Consider the following 15,414-nt stretch of genomic DNA (forward strand, 5'->3'; position numbering starts at 1 on the left):
TGCCCCCGGCTCCTTCGAGGTGGCGCGCCGGGCGCTGGGCATCGCCGACGACGCGGCGCAGGGCGACCGGGTGAGCGTCGAACTGCCCGGCCCCGCCCCTCCGGCGTTCAGCCGCTACGGCTACGGCTACGGCTCCGGTCCTACGGAGGCGTCGGTGCGTCCGGCATCTTCCACACCGTGAGCAGGGTGGAGAACGTCGGCATGCCGTTGCCCGAGTCGCTCGACGGCGTCACATCGGTGACCTTCAGCATGGCCAGGTTGCCCGACGAGGTGATCGTGCACAGGACGGCGCCCTTGGCGATGTACGTCTGCTTGTTGAGGTCGTCCCGGGTGATCTCGCCCGACAGCGCGTCGGCCCCGACGCCCGTCTTGCACGCCTCGTACGTCGTACCGTCCGCCTTGCCGAAGGTGGTGAGGAAGCGCATGCTCGCGCCCACCCAGTCCTGGTACTCGATCTCGTAGTCCGACGTGTCACCGATCTGGCCGTTCGGCTGCACGGTGGCCTTGTCGAGGTCGACATGGGTGCCGGTGTTCCAGGCGGGCCCGCGGATGATGAACTTCTGGTCCTGGACGATCACTTGGGGGGCGCCCGTCGGCGTCGCGGTGTCCGTGTCCGCCGCCGGGTCGTCGGTCGTGGGGGCGTCGCTGTCCGGAGCGGTGGGCGTCGACTGCCGCGACTGGCTGGCGCTCGTGCTCGGCCTGCTCGTCGGGCCGCCGCTCGCGCTCTGGTCGTCCTTGCCGCCGGACCGGGTGAAGGCGTAGGTGAGCGTCACCGCGAGGACCACGGCGATCACCCCGCCGCCGATCGCCCGCACCTTCTGCATGCGGCCGCTGTGCGCCGGGTCCTGCTCGGACGGAGGCCCGGACGGAGGCCCGGACGGCGGCCCGCTCGGCCCGAACGGCGGCTGTTGGGGCGCCTGTCGGGGCGGCGGCGCGGCGGCGAATCCGGTCGGCGGCGCCGCGGTCGGCGGCGGCGGGGTCAACGGCTCCGGCTGCGGCGGGTGCTGGGCGGCGGTCTCGCGGCGGGCGATCTCCGCCGCGACCGGCTGCGGCAGCCAGCCGGTGAAGTCGCGCAGGTCCCGGCCCGCGAAGTCGGCGCACAGCGCGGCGAGTTCGGCGGGGGCGGGGCGGGCGGCGGGGTCCGCGGCCAGGCACCGCTCCAGCAGGGTCCGCAGCGCGTCGGGGTACCCGGACAGGTCCGGCGGGCGCATCGCGGTGTTGGCTATCTGGGTGGCGAGCGTGATCGCGCCCGCCTCGCCGTACGGGTGCCGTCCGGTGGCCGCCAGCGCGGCGATCAGACCGAGCGAGAACACATCGGTGGCCGGGGTGAGTCGCTGGCCGTTGGCGTGCTCGGGCGACATGAACTGCGGGGTGCCGATCAGGTCGCCGCTACGGGTGAGCTGGGTGGAGTCACCCGCCCGCGCGATGCCGAAGTCGATCACCCAGGGGCCGCTCGCCGCCAGCAGGATGTTGCTCGGCTTGAGGTCGCGGTGGATCACCCCGGCCGCGTGCACCGCGCGCAGCGCCTCGGCGGCGCACCCCACGAGCTGCAGCACCGCGGGCAGCGGCAGCGCGCCGAACCGCGCGAGCGCGTCGTCCAGGGACAGCCCCGGTACGTACGTCGTGGCCAGCCACGGCTCGTTGCCCGTCGTGTCGTGGTCCACCACCGGCACCACGTGGTAGCCCTGCACACGGCGTGCCGACCGTACCTCTTGCTGGAAGCGCTGCCGGAACTCCTCGTCCTGCGCGAACTCGCGGCGGATCACCTTCAGGGCGACCGGCTGCCCGCCGCGGGTGTGGGACAGGTACACCGATCCCATCCCGCCCTCGCCGATCCGCGCGAGCAGGCCGTACCCGGCCACTTCCCGCGGATCTTGCGGCCGCAACGGCCGCAGTGGACCGGTGTTCTCGTTCCTGGCGATCTCTGCACCCCCCGGTAGGCGAACGCTGCGATGTTACCCGCCCCCGGGCAACGCCACGGAGGTCCGCGCCCCTTCGGGGCACTACCCGGGGGCGGCGAGGCGGACGAGGCGTTCGCCGGTGGCGGGCTTGGCCGCGATGACGGTGCCGTCGAACGGCACCCGCTGACCGCGGGTCAGAAGCAACCAGCTGACGTCGTAGCGCTGTTGGATGGCCCGCTGGAGGGCCGGGGTGGCGTGGGGGGCGAGGTAGGCGCGGGTGTCGGCGAAGCGGCGGTCGCGGTCGGCGAGGGAGGTGGAGGGGTCGGGCCAGGCGGGGGCGACGAGGAAGGCACCGTAGGCGGGGAGTACGTGTATGGGCAGATAGCCGGAGGTGAGGACGACCGCGCCGACGGGGATGCGGTGGGCGGCCCACTGGTAGCCGGGCCAGGGCCGGGGCCGCTCCAGGGTCCGGACCAGCACATGCCGCGGCATCACCGCACCGGCCTGCGCCAGCAGCCCGAGGCCCAGCGCGACCGCGGCGAGCGGCGCCAGCACCCGGCGCAACAGCGTCCACGGCGGGATCTCGGCCAACTCGACGGCGAGCGCGAACTGCAGCGGCACCAGCAGCAGCGCGAACACCCGCCCGTACGTGTAATGGCCGCTGAACCAGCCGTAGGTGACGATCAGCAGATCCGCCCCGAACATCAGCACCAGCGGGTCGCGCCTGCAGGTGCGGCCGCGCCGTACCAGCGCGGGCAGCCCCACGAGCGCCAGCCCGTACCAGCCCCACAGATGGGCGTACAGCTCCTTGTGCACGGCGTCGACGGTGCTGTCACCGGCGAGCCGGAACACGTCGTAGTACGGCCAGACCGCCGCCACCACGAGCGCGGCGCCCACCGTCACCGCCCAGCGGGCCGCCACCCGCCGCGTCCAGCCGCGCTGCCTGCCCGCGACCACCGCCGCCACCCCGACACCCGCCGCCAGCGCCGTGATCGGATGGATCAGCAGCAGGATCCCGGCGAGCACACCGAGCCCCGCGTACGCCGCGACGGTGGCGGGCCGCCGGGCCAGCCGGTCCGCCAGCGTCCACAGCACGAAGGACAGGCCCACCGCGAACGTACTGGGATACGACGCCACCAGCGTCAGCGACCGCACCCCGCAGAAGCCGCTCCACGCGGACCCGTTCACCCCCCACAGCAGGGTGAACGCCAGCAGCGCGTAGACCGGGGCGAGCCGCCGCCGGCTGAGGGTGTGCGCGTACGCGCCGACGCCGACGACCAGCACCGCCAGGTTGACCGGCCCGCACCAGCGCAGCACCTTCCAGCCCGCCGCGCCCGTCGCCCGCGCCAGCAGCCCCAGCGTCACGATGTACGGCGAGTAGTACGGGCTGCCGGTGCCCGACTCGCGCAGCAGCGGGTTGGCCGGGTGCAGCCAGTCGGCCTTCACCCGCTCCACGGCCGAGGCGTGCTGCCCGAAGTCCCCGTTGATCGGGGTGTGCCGGGCCGCCACCGTGAGGATCAGCCAGAACAGGGCGGCGACCAGGACGTAAGGGCCCCACGCGGACCACGCGGCGCGCCGCCCGGCCATTCGCCCCCACGCGTCGGCCGCGGGCTCCGGCGGCCGGCTGTCTGCGGGTGCGATGACATGGAAACTCCGTGGCATGGCGACTGTTATATCCCGGAAGGCCGCCTTTGGTTCGCCTTTGGCCGGTGGCCGCACCCGTGTCAGGGGTGCGGCCGTACCGCTACTTGACGGCGCCCGCCATCACACCGGAGACGAACTGCCGCTGGAAGGCGAAGAAAACCGCCAGCGGGATCACCATCGACAGGAAGGCGCCCGGCGCCAGAATGTCGATGTTGTTGCCGAACTGCCGTACCTGCTGCTGGAGCGCGACCGTGATCGGCTGCGAGTCGCTGTTGGCGAAGATCAGCGCGACCAGCATGTCGTTCCACACCCACAGGAACTGGAAGATGCCGAGCGAGGCGATCGCCGGGCCGCCCAGCGGCATCACCACACGGGTGAACAACCGCAGCTCACCGGCCCCGTCCAGCCGTGCGGCCTCCAGCAGCTCCCGCGGGATCTCCGCGAAGAAGTTCCGCAGCAGGAAGATCGCGAAGGGCAGGCCGAAGGCGGTGTGGAAGAGCACCACACCGGAGATGTCACCGAAGATGCCGATGTCGCCGAAGAGCCGGGCCACCGGGACCAGCGCCACCTGGACCGGCACCACGAGCATCGCCACCACCGCCAGGAACCACCAGTCCCGGCCGCGGAAGTCCATCCACGCGAAGGCGTAACCGGCCAGCGAGCCGATCACCACCACCAGCACCGTGGTGGGGACGGTGATGAGCGCCGTGTTGACGAGCGAGTCGGTGATGGCGTGGTTCTTCAGCAGCTGGTGGTAGTTGGTGACGGTCAGCTGCGACGGCGAGGTGAAGACCTTCCACCAGCCGCTGCCCGAGATGTCGGCCGGTGTGCGCAGCGAGGAGAGCAGCAGTCCCAGTGTGGGCAGCAGCCAGAACAGCGCCACCAGCAGCAGGAAGATCCGCATCACCCCGCCGCCGGCCCGGGCCGCCAGCCGGGCCGCGAGCGGCGGGCGCGGCCTGCCGATGCCGCTCCCCGCCGTGCCGGTGTCCTTGCCGAGGGGGGTGCCGGTCGCCTTCAGGGCGGGGGTCTCCGCGCTCATCGCCGTCCCTCCCTGCGCAGCCGCCGGATGTTGAAGATCATGACGGGCAGGACGAGCAGCAGCAGGATCACACCGATCGCGCTGCCGACCCCCTGGTCGTCACCGCCGCCGAAGGACGACAGATAGAGCTGGAGCGCCAGGACGTTGGCGTTGGACTGGGTGTTCCCCGGCGCGATGATGTAGACGAGGTCGAAGATCTTCAGCACGTTGATCATCAGCGTGACCATGACGACCACCAGGACCGGGGCCAGCAGCGGCACGGTGATCTTGCGGAAGACCTGCCACTCGTTCGCGCCGTCCACCCGCGCCTGCTCCATCAGCTCGCGCGGCACCCCGGCGAGCCCGGCCGCGATCAGCACCATCGCGAAGCCCGCCCACATCCACACGTAACTGCCGATGATGGAGGGGGTGACCAGGTCGGGGCCGAGCCAGTTGATGCCGTTGTACTTGCCGGAGAAGTTCGAGGCGGGCAGCCGGAGCTGGGCGCCCGCGGCCGATCCGGGCAGCTTGTACGTGCCGTCCTTCCCGGACTTCGCCGACGCCACCACCTTGCCGTCCCTGACCGCCTGCACCTTCACCCCGGACAGCGCCTTCTCACCCGGGTCGATCACCCCGGGCTTGCCGGTGCCGCCCGGCCGGAAGTCCAGCCATACGGTGCCGGTGATCATCCCCGGCTGCGGCGGCGCGGGCTTGGCGTCCCGCGCCCCCGACGGCAGCTTGTTCTGCGCGATGCCGATCAGCGGCAGATCCGCCGCGGTACCCACGCTCGCCGTCGACTTGGAGGTGAACGAGCCGCCCGCGGTGGGCGCCAGATCGCTGTTGGGCCGTGGCCGGGCGCCCGGATACGCGGCGTTGCTGGTGAAGGTGTCATGGACGGCGACCACCACCGCGTTCGCCACCCCGCGTGACGGGTCCTGGTCGTACACCAGCCGGAAGATGATCCCGGCGGCCAGCATCGAGATGGCCATCGGCATGAAGATGACCAGCTTGAACGCCGTGCCCCAGCTCACCCGTTCGGTGAGCACCGCGAAGACCAGGCCGAGCGCGGTCGCCACCGTCGGGGCCACCACCACCCAGATCGCGTTGTTGCGGACGGCGGTGAGGATGCCGTGGTCGGAGAAGACGGTGCCGAAGTTCTTCAGCCCGACGAAGGCGCTGTCGTCGGCGTCGTAGAGGCTGCGCTTGATGGTGTACGCGATCGGGTACGCCACCAGCGCGCCCAGCAGTACCAGCGCGGGCAGCAGGAAGAGCGCCGCCACCCAGGGACGGGTGCCGATCACGCTCCTGCGGCGGCCCGGCCGGGGTGCGGGTCCCGGCAGGGGCGCGGGGGCGCCGGTGAGACCGGCACCCCCTGCCCCCGCGGCGGAGTCAGCCACCGGGGCCATCGGGCCTCAGCTCCCGTACGCCTTGGTGGCGTCCGCTTCGAGCTTGGCCTGCGCGCCCGCGACATCCGAGGGCTTGGCGAGGAAGTCCTGCAGGTCCTTCCACTCACCCTGGCCCTTGGTGCCGCCGAACGCGGCCGGGGCCTGGTCCGACATGTCGAACCGGAAGTCGTCGCCCGACGCGATCAGCGCCTGCGCGATACCGCGCTGCACGTCGTCCGGGTACGCGGACATGTCGAGCGCCTTGTTCGGCGACAGGTAACCGCCGCCCTGCGCCCAGATCTTGGCGGCGTCGGTGGAGCCGATGAAGGTCAGCAGCGCCTGCGCGCCCTTGCTGTCCTTGAGCGCCACCGCCACGTCACCGCCGCTGACCACCGGGGGCTTGCCGCTGCCCACGGCGGGGAACGGGAAGACCTTCGCGTCCGTGCCCACCTTCGCCTTGGTGTTGGCGCCGATGAACGCCGAGACGAAGTCGCCCTCGTAGACCATCGCGGCGGCCGGCGGGTTGCCGGTGAACGTCTGCGTCACCGACTTCGGGAAGTCCGCCGCGAGCGCGCCGCTGGTGCCGCCCGCGATCAGGTCCTTCTTGCCGAAGAGCTGCCCGAGGGTGGTCAGCGCGGTCTTCACCGACGGATCGGTCCACTTGATGGTGTGCGCGGCGAGCTGGTCGTAGTTCTCCGGGCCCGCCTGCGAGAGGTAGATGTTCTCGAACCAGTCGGTGAGCGTCCAGCCGTCGGCGCCGCCGATCGACACCGGGGCGGTGCCCGACTCGAAGACCGTCTCCGCGGTCTTCAGGAAGTCGTCCCAGGTCTTCGGCACGGACGCGCCCGCGTTGCTGAACGCCGCGTTGTTGTACCAGATCAGCGACTTGTTGGAGACCTTCGCGTAGATGCCGTACTGCTTGCCCTTCCACGCGCCGAGCTTCTGCCAGCCGGGCGAGAAGTTCTGGCTCAGCTGGGCCTGCGCCTCCGGGCCGAGCGGCTTGAGCCAGCCCTTGTCGGCGAACTGGTGGAGGACGCCGTTCTGTGCCAGGAAGGCGACGTCCGGCGGCGCCCCGCCCTCGATCTTGGTGCCCAGGAAGGTGGACTGGCTGTCGCCGGTCGGTACGAAGGTGGACTTGGCGCCGGTGCGCTTGTCGAACTCGTCCAGCACCTTCTGGAAGTTCTGCTGCTCGGGGCCGGTCCAGACGGCGGCCACTTCGAGCTTCTGCCCGTGCAGGTCGGGCAGTTGGAGCCCCGAGGAGGGGCTCGACGCGGACGGGCTCGAGGACTTCTTCCCGTCGTCCTTCTTGCTGCCGCCGCACGCGGCGGCGGTGAGCGCGAGTGCGGACGCCGCCAGGACGGCGAGCGCGACGCGCGTAGTGCGGTGGTTTCGGCTGGTGCGACGACCGGTTAAGGTCCGCCCGCCAGGAGTTGGTCGAGCGTCGTTGCCGCGCATGTCAGATGTAGGCATCTGGCCATCCCCTCAGTCCCGTGGCGTCCTGTCCTACGCCCGGGCAACGGGGGCCGCAAGGGCGCGGGCCACGGCGTGCGGGTGATCGTGACCATGCCGTGATCTTGCGTCAACCCCCTTCAGGACAAAGCGAATACCAAACCTGTGGGAGTGGATTTCCGGTCGCCGGAGGCGGCATACGGGAGGGGTTACAGGTGGGTCAGGAGCCAGGACCGGCGGTCAGATCAAGGGTGCCGCCGACGCGCCGGACGCGGACTTTCCCGGCACCGGGCCGCCGCCGGGGGACCGGCCCGGGTCGTGGTCCGAGGCGTCGCCCGAGGTGTCGTCCGCGGCGCGGTCGGAGTGGCCGGCGCCCTGGCCCGCGCTCTGCGCCGCGGCCTGCTCGGGGGCCGACTCGGCGGCCCGCTGCAACGCGCTGGCCAGCAGGGCGAGATCGGTCGGCCCGTTCCCCAACTCGCGCACCTGGCGGCGCGCGGGCGGATCGCCCATCCGCTCCCACTCCAGCGGTACGACCGTCGGCCGCAGCGTCGCCGTACGCGGGATGCGGCCGCTGACCCGGCCCGCCTGGAACGGCGTCACGCCCCCGCCCGGCCTGCGCAGATAGCCGCGCCCCGGCACCGAGTCGTCAAGACCGGCCGGATCCTCGACATGCACCAGCAGCGCCGCCGACTCCGGGTCCGGCATCCGCAGCGCGATCCGCAGCCGCGACCGCTGGTCCGCCTCGGTACCCGCCGTACGCTCCGGGCGCCCGGTCGACGCCACGAGATGCACGCCCAGCGGCCCGCCGTCCCGCGCCACCGCCTCCAGCGCCCGTACGACACTGCCCGCCGCCGGTCTGCCGGTGCTGCCCAGGCCCGGCGCGACCAGCGCGTCGAAGTCGTCGACCACCACGACCAGGCGGGGGAGCGCGGGCTGGGGCGCGCCCTGGGCCTGGGCTATTGCCTGTCCCGGCGCCTCCGGGCGCGCGGCGCCTTGCGGGGCTTCATGCGTCGCCGCCCGCGCGTCGGGCCGCGCGGGGACCTGGGCGCGCGCGGTCCCTTGCGGGGGGACCGCTGCCGCCTGGGCGTCCGCCTGCCCCGGGACCTGGGCGGCCGCGGCCTGCGGATCCGCGTTCCGCCCGGTCGCCGTACGCCCGCCGCGTCCGGACTGGTGCGGCACGGTCGCCGCCACCAGCCGGTCCGCGTGCCAGGCGGCGAAGTCCTGGCCGTCGAGGATCTCGGCCCGACGCTTCAGCTCGCCGCCGAGCGCCTGGGCGAACTCCCGCATCCGTACCGGATCGGAGGCCACCAGATGCGTCGAGACATGGGGCAGGTCGGCGCAGGCCCGCAGGCCCTCGCCGCGCTCCTGACCGGCGCCGTCGACCAGCACCAGGGAGAGCCGGTCGGGCCGCTCACCCGCGGCCAGCGCTGCCGCGACCGACCGCAGCAGTTCCGTCTTGCCCGCGCCGGGCGCGCCGCCCACCAGCGCGTGCGGCCCCTCCGCCAGCAGGTCGACGGCGACCCGCCCGCCGGAGCCGACGCCGAGCACCGCGGTGGCCGTGCCGACCGCGGTGGGCGCCGCCGCCCAGCGGGCACCGATCTTGGCGGGAGTGGCCAGCGCGAGATCCAGCTCGTCCAGCAGCCGGACCGCGCCCGGCAGGGCGTGCCGGGAGCGGGCTCCTGACGCCTCCGCGTCGGCCTCGCGCAGCGGCGCCAGGGCCCGCGCGAAGTGCTCGGCCCAGGCGGCGGACACCGCGTCGAGCACGATCTCGTCGGGCGCGAGCGACGGCTGCGCGGCGGCGCCCGCGATGCCCGCGGGCTCGATGTGCAGCGTGGTCGCGACGTCTCCGGAGAGCCGGGCCACGATGCCGCTGCCGACTGCGGGGCGTTCGCCCTGCTCCGCCAGACACAGCACATGGACGCCGACCGAGGGACCGGCCGCGGCGATCCTGGCCGCGGTCTCGCGCAGCGTGGCGGAACCCGGGTCGCCGTCCACCACGAGCAGCGTGAACGGCCCCTCGTGGGCCGCCGCGGCCTCGGACACCGCGGCGGGCGCGGCACCGGCCCAGCCCGCGCCCAGCGGTCCCGCCTCCAGACGGCGCACGATCTCGGCGGTACGGGCCTCGGCCTGGTCCCGGTCGAAGGCCAGCAGCAGCCTGCAGTCCTGGCCGTGGGCGGGCCGCAGATGCGGCAGCCAGTTGAGCCAGGACCACTCCTCGGCCCGCTGGTCGGCGGTACGGGCCCGGTCCGCGCTGACCAGGACGACTTCCAGGGTGGCGGGGGAGTGCAGGGCGCACAGCTGCGCCAGCACCGCGCGGGCCAGCCCGGCCAGCCGCGGCCGGGGCCCGGCCAGGGTCAGGGCGGCGGTGCGCGGCCCGCGCAGGTCCACGGTGAAGGGCACCCCGCTCAGCCGCCGGGTGCCGTCCTCAGACGGCAGGTCCGCGGTGCCGAGCCGTACGGTCAGCGCGTCGGGGTGGCCGGCGCCGCGCTCCCACAGCCGCCGCCCGGGGCCCAGCACCGTCAGCAGGACGGCCGCCGCGTCGGGCCAGCGCTCGCGCAGCGCGTCGGCCTCACCGGCGCCCACGCCCTCGCCGCCCTCGACCGTGCTCTTGCCGCCGGCCAGCCGCCGCCGCGCCCAGGCGCCTATCGACCCGACGACCCCGCGCCCCTCGCCGCCGCGGTCCTGCTCGGCCCCGCCCGCCACGACGACCCGTCCCCGCCGCTCGCCGGTGGCCCGGCGCCCGCTGTCGGGGGCATGCCGATCGGGCTGGTCGGCCGGATCGCCCTGGTCCTCGGGGTGAGGGCCGCGTCCGCCGCCCGATTGGCCCGGGGTCGCTCGGCGGGTGTGTGACCGGCCGGAAGCGTCCTGGAAGGCTTCCGCGCCGTCCCCCGGCACCTGCCCGAGCCCGCGCAGCTCCCAGTCCGTGTCCGCGCCGCCCTGGCCGGAGCCCGTGCCGCCGTGACCGGCGGGGGAGCCGGGCGCGGCGGGCGGCCGGTCCTGCGCCGGTGCCGCGCTCTGCGCCGGGATCGGCGGCCGTGTCGGCCGCTGGGCCGGGGCGCCGCCCGGGAAGCCGCTGTCCCGGCCGCCGCTGCCGGGGGCGCCGGGAGCCGTACCGCCGTCGTGCCCACCGGGCCGGGCGGCGGCGCGGTCGGCGTCCTGGCCGGTCCTGCCCGGGAACCCCTCGGGTCCTGGCCGGGAGGCGGCACCGTGGGCGTCCCCTCCGGTCCTGCCGCCCGGGAACCCTTCGGCTCCACCGGGCCGCGAGGCCGTGTGGTCGGTGCCGCTCGTGGCCTGGCGGCCCGGTCGGCCGGCCACGTCGGCGGGGACCGAGAAGCCCGCGCCATGGGTGGCCGCCGTGGAGGGGTCCTCCGTGGGCGGCGGCGGGGTGGACGGCCAGGGGGCGTCGCGCAGGGAGACACGCAGATGGCCGTCGGAGTCCGCGACGGCGGCCAGCGCCGCGGGAGCCGCGGAGCCCGCCGCCTCCAGCCGCAGCGTCGACTCGCCGATCCGCAGCAGCGCGCCCGGGAGCAGCGGCAGCGGGTGCGCTCCGACCGGGCGACCGGAGAGCGTGGTGCCGTTGGTGGAGCCGAGATCCGCCACGGTGACGCGGCCGTCCGCGCCGACGGCGATCTCGCAGTGCAGCCGGGAGACGTCCGGGTCGTCCAGCGGCACGTCCGCGTCCGCCGACCGCCCGATCCGGGCCTGGCCGCCCTGCAGCAGATGGACTCCGCCCGCGTCGGGACCGCCGATCACATGCAGCCTGGCCGACTCCGCGGTCGGCCTGCCGTACTGCCCGAACTGGCCGTACTGACCGTGGTCACCGGGCTGCCCCGCGGGGGCGTGCAGGGACAGCAGGGCGCCGTCGACCAGCGGGGGCACTCCGAGCACGGCGGTGGGCGCCAGCCGCTGCGCCCCCGCGAAGAGCGCGACCGAGGAGCTGGCCGACCTCGCCGGCTGCCCCGACCCGGCGGCCGAGGCCAGCGCACCGGCCACCGCCCCCAGCGCGGTGCCCGCGGGCGCCGTGATGAGCACGTCGCAGGCGCGCGCGGCGCGACCGCTCCGCGGCCCGAGGACGGTCAGCCGGATCTGCATCTCGTCCGCGCTCCCCTTCTGCCCGGCATGCGGCAGGAAGTCCCCTCCCCGGCCACGCGCGGGCGCGTCGACACGTACAAGCACGAGCGGCGGGGCCCCCGTTGCCCCATCCGGACCGTACGGGTGCATCCTCCCACCCGCCACCGACAGCCCGCCCCCGGTCCCACCATCAGTGATCTTGAACGACCGGGCTGCGATCATTCCATGCCGGAAGCTGATCGGACACCGATCGGAAAACCCCCGTTCATGACCGTTGCCGGTCACAAATCGGCCGATCTCTCGAAGTCCGGCCCCCCGCGTTATCCCCTCCGTCACAACTGTCGCCACGTGACGCAACCAACAACCTACGGTCGGCGTCCTACCTGGGAATCCGGCTGAGCTGTCCGGACAGGGTCCGGCGGCGGCACTACGCTGGGGCCGGACCAGGCACGCCGAACCCGGCGGGCCGAAGCAGGGCAAGCCGAAACGGAGCAGGGAGCGCGAGACGTGCGGCCGGTAGGCAGCAAATACCTTCTGGAGGAGCCGCTGGGACGCGGCGCCACTGGCACCGTCTGGCGTGGCCAGGTGCGCGACGAAGAGGGCACCGCCGTCGCCGTCAAGGTGCTCAAGGAAGAGCTGGCCGAGGATCCGGACGTGGTGATGCGCTTCCTGCGGGAGCGCTCGGTGCTCGTCCGGCTGCGGCACCCGCACATCGTCCGGGTCCGCGACCTGGTGGTGGAGGGCGATCTGCTCGCCCTGGTCATGGACCTCGTCGACGGCCCTGACCTGCACCGCTACCTCCGGGAGAACGGCCCCTTCAGCCCGGTGGGCGCCGCCCTGCTCACCGCGGCCGTCGCCGACGCGCTCGCCGCCAGCCACGCCGACGGCGTGGTGCACCGCGACCTCAAGCCCGCGAACGTGCTGCTCGCCACCGTCACCGGCGAGGACGGCACCGAGCGGATGCACCCGATGCTGACCGACTTCGGCATCGCCCGGCTCGCGGATTCGCCCGGCGTCACCCGTACGCACGAGTTCGTCGGCACTCCCGCCTATGTCGCGCCCGAGTCCGCCCAGGGCCGTCCCCAGACCTCGGCCGTGGACATCTACGGCGCCGGAATCCTGCTGTACGAGCTGGTCACCGGGCGTCCGCCGTTCCGTGGCGAGAGCGCCATCGAGGTGCTGCACGCGCACCTGACCGAGGAGCCGCGCCGCCCCACCACGGTGCCGGAGCCGCTCTGGACCGTCATCGAGCGCTGCCTGCGCAAGGAGCCGTCGCAGCGGCCCAGCGCCGAGAACCTGGCCCGCGCGCTGCGGGTCGTCGCCGGGGGCATCGGTGTGCACGCCAGCCCGGCCGCGGCCGAGGCGGCCCTGGGCGTCGCGGCGCTGCTGGGCCCCGACCCGACCCCGACCCTCGTCCCGGGCACCGGCAACGGCGGCGGCACCCGAACGGGCGATGCCGACCCCACCGAAGTGCTGCCCTCCGGCCAGGGCGCCGGGCAGGGCGGCCGGTACGACCCCAACGCCGTCACCGGGCAGCTCCCGGGGGCCGGTTTCGGCTCCGGCGCGGGCTCCTCCGGTTCCGACTCCGGATCGGGTTCCGGTTCCGGCCGCCAGGACGGCGACCGCACCCGGGTGATGCCGCCGGTGCCGGGCGGCGACCGGCAGAGCCAGCCGCAGGCGCAGGGCCCGCACCCGTGGGAGTCGCAGCTCAGCGCCGCCAGGCAGCGCAACGAACAGACCGAGGTGCGGTACGCGGCCCCCGAGCAGGACTACCCGCCGGGCTTCCCCAACCGCCGCCCGCACCGCCAGCCGCAGCGGGCCCCGCAGCCCCAGCAGCAGGGGTACGGACAGCAGCAGGGGTACGCCCAGCCGTACCAGCAGCCCTATCAGCAGCCGCAGGCCCAGCCCCAGCCGCGCTACCAGCAGCCGCAGCCCCAGCACTACGAGCCGCAGCGCCCGCCCGCGCAGGAGCGCCCGCAGCGCGAGCCCCGGGAGCCGCGCCGCCGCAGCGCGAACCCGGTCAAGATCCCGGGCCTCGGCTGCCTCAAGGGCTGCTTCACGGTGGTGCTGGTGCTCGTCGTGCTCTTCGTGATCGTCTGGTACACCACCCCGCTGCCCGAGTGGGTGCACAGCACCCAGAACCTCTGGGACGCGACGTCCAGCTGGGTCCACACGGTCTACGACAAGCTCTCGTCGATCACCGGGGATTCGGGCGGCGGCTCCAACGGCGGCACCAGCGGCTCGGGCTGACCCGAGATCCACTCGCTCCCGCTCCTCTAGATCCACTCCGTCCCGCTCTTCGCGTTCCCGCGCGTTGCCCTTTTGTGGTCCCGCACGCCCTCCACCTGCCCTCACCTTGGTGATTTGTCGACTTCCAGAGGGTGATTTCTCCGGCAGAACGCCTAGTGACCGGCTGCACGTATCCCGAACGGCCCCTGACCCGCGTAGCTTTGTCGCCAACGCGACGGACCGTCGGAGGAGTCGGAGCAGCCTTGGCCAGGAAGATCGGCAGCCGGTACACCGCCCACCAGGTGCTCGGGCGGGGATCCGCGGGCACGGTGTGGCTCGGCGAGGGCCCGGACGGCCCGGTCGCCATCAAGCTGCTGCGCGAGGACCTCGCCTCCGACCAGGACCTCGTCGGCCGCTTCGTCCAGGAGCGCACCGCGCTGCTCTCCCTCGACCACCCGCACATCGTCGGCATCCGCGACCTGGTGGTGGACGGCAGCGACCTCGCCCTGGTGATGGACCTGGTGCGCGGCACCGACCTGCGCTCCCGGCTGGAGCGCGAGCACCGCCTCAGCCCCGAGGCCGCCGTCGCGATCGCCGCCGACGTCGCCGACGGCCTCGCCGCCGCGCACGCCGCGGGCGTCGTCCACCGTGACGTCAAGCCGGAGAACGTCCTGCTGGACTCGGCCGCCGCGCCCGGCCCCGGCGGCGCCCCGCCCGCGCTCCTCACCGACTTCGGCATCGCCCGCCTCGTCGACTCCCCGCGCAGGACCCGCGCCACCCGCATCATCGGCACCCCTGACTACCTGGCGCCCGAGATCATCGAGGGCCTGCCGCCGCGCGCCTCGGTCGACATCTACGCGCTGGCCACCGTGCTGTACGAACTCCTCGCCGGATTCACCCCGTTCGGCGGCGGCCACCCCGGCGCGGTGCTGCGCCGCCATGTCACCGAGACCGTCGCCCCGCTGCCGGGACTGCCCGACGAGCTGTGGCAGATCCTCGCCCCGTGCCTGGCCAAGGCCCCCGCGTCCCGGCTCACCGCGGGCGAGCTGGGCGCCCGGCTGCGCGACCTGCTGCCGGGCCTCGCGGGTCTGCCCGCGCTCGACGTCGCCGCGCCCGGCACCGAGAGCGGCCAGGCCGGCGCCGACGACGAGGACCCGTACGGCGACGCCTTCTCCGAACCGCTGCCCGCGCCCGGCTCGGGCCCGCGGCTGGCCGCCGACCGCCCGCGCGGCGCCGTACCGCTGGTCCGCGGCGCCGCCCCCGACTCCAGCCGCGACACCCACACCAGCATCAAGCTGCCGTCCGCCGAGGAGCTCGCGGGCTTCGGCGCCGCCTCCCGGGCCGGGAAGGCCGCCCGCGGCACCGCGGGCCGCGCCTCCGCCCCCGGCCGCCCGGCCAGCCCCCGGCACCGCGCGGTCTCCGACGCCGTGCGGCAGCGCCGTATCAAATTCGCCGCCGCCGCTGCCGCCGCGCTGGCCGTCGCGGGCCTCGGCGGCTGGGGCATCGCCACCGCGGGCTCCGGCTCGGGCTCCCACTCCGGCACCTCGCGCGACGACACCCCGCCGACCCCCACCACCACCCACGGCACCCCGAAGGCGCCGACCGCGGGCGCCGCCTCCCCGCAGGGCCGCACGGGCGCGCCGGTCAGCCTCCCGCAGTGGACCGCCTTCACCGACGTCCCCGCCGCGGGCGTACGCCTCCTCGGCGGCCCCCGCGC

The 15,414-nt window shown here is 74.4% G+C and carries 7 protein-coding genes and 2 pseudogenes; 3 read left to right on the plus strand and 6 right to left on the minus strand.

The window, feature by feature from the left end; translation table 11 throughout:
• Positions 1 to 181 (plus strand): annotated as a pseudogene (locus AB0M29_RS26410) (hypothetical protein); the annotation flags it as partial.
• Here the strand turns inward: AB0M29_RS26410 and AB0M29_RS26415 are convergent.
• The 6 genes from AB0M29_RS26415 to AB0M29_RS26440 form a co-directional block, all read right to left on the minus strand.
• A complete protein-coding gene (locus AB0M29_RS26415; RefSeq protein ID WP_365386781.1) occupies positions 141 to 1,862 on the minus strand; it encodes a serine/threonine-protein kinase in 1,722 nt (573 codons plus the stop codon). The pseudogene AB0M29_RS26410 and the gene AB0M29_RS26415 sit on opposite strands and share 41 nt — an antisense overlap.
• Positions 1,863 to 2,003: 141 nt before the next feature.
• Entirely contained in the window at positions 2,004 to 3,563 is a 1,560-nt protein-coding gene (locus tag AB0M29_RS26420; protein ID WP_365386783.1) for a hypothetical protein, read from the minus strand.
• Positions 3,564 to 3,645: 82 nt separating this feature from the next.
• Complete coding sequence (locus tag AB0M29_RS26425; RefSeq protein WP_365386785.1) at positions 3,646 to 4,584, minus strand: carbohydrate ABC transporter permease; 939 nt, start codon at positions 4,582 to 4,584, stop codon at positions 3,646 to 3,648.
• On the minus strand, positions 4,581 to 5,969 hold the full coding sequence (locus AB0M29_RS26430) for a sugar ABC transporter permease (protein ID WP_365386787.1): 1,389 nt from the start codon (positions 5,967 to 5,969) through the stop codon (positions 4,581 to 4,583). The genes AB0M29_RS26425 and AB0M29_RS26430 overlap by 4 nt, the downstream gene beginning before the upstream one ends.
• Before the next feature lie 6 nt (positions 5,970 to 5,975).
• Positions 5,976 to 7,418, minus strand: a complete 1,443-nt coding sequence (locus AB0M29_RS26435) for an extracellular solute-binding protein (protein WP_365386789.1) — start codon at positions 7,416 to 7,418, stop codon at positions 5,976 to 5,978.
• Positions 7,419 to 7,637: 219 nt separating this feature from the next.
• The gene (locus AB0M29_RS26440; protein WP_365386791.1) at positions 7,638 to 11,489 is read right to left on the minus strand and encodes an FtsK/SpoIIIE domain-containing protein; all 3,852 of its coding nucleotides are present in this window, start codon (positions 11,487 to 11,489) and stop codon (positions 7,638 to 7,640) included.
• A 486-nt stretch (positions 11,490 to 11,975) separates the two neighbouring features.
• Here AB0M29_RS26440 and AB0M29_RS26445 point away from each other — a divergent pair, with 486 nt between their 5' ends.
• Both AB0M29_RS26445 and AB0M29_RS26450 read left to right on the plus strand, forming a co-directional pair.
• Positions 11,976 to 13,718 (plus strand): serine/threonine-protein kinase, encoded by a 1,743-nt coding sequence (locus tag AB0M29_RS26445; protein ID WP_365386794.1) that lies wholly within the window; start codon positions 11,976 to 11,978, stop codon positions 13,716 to 13,718.
• Positions 13,719 to 13,960: 242 nt separating this feature from the next.
• Positions 13,961 to 15,196 (plus strand): annotated as a pseudogene (locus tag AB0M29_RS26450) (protein kinase); the annotation flags it as partial.
• Positions 15,197 to 15,414 lie beyond the last annotated feature (218 nt).

Source organism: Streptomyces sp. NPDC051976 (genome assembly GCF_040680795.1).
Taxonomy (GTDB): domain Bacteria; phylum Actinomycetota; class Actinomycetes; order Streptomycetales; family Streptomycetaceae; genus Actinacidiphila.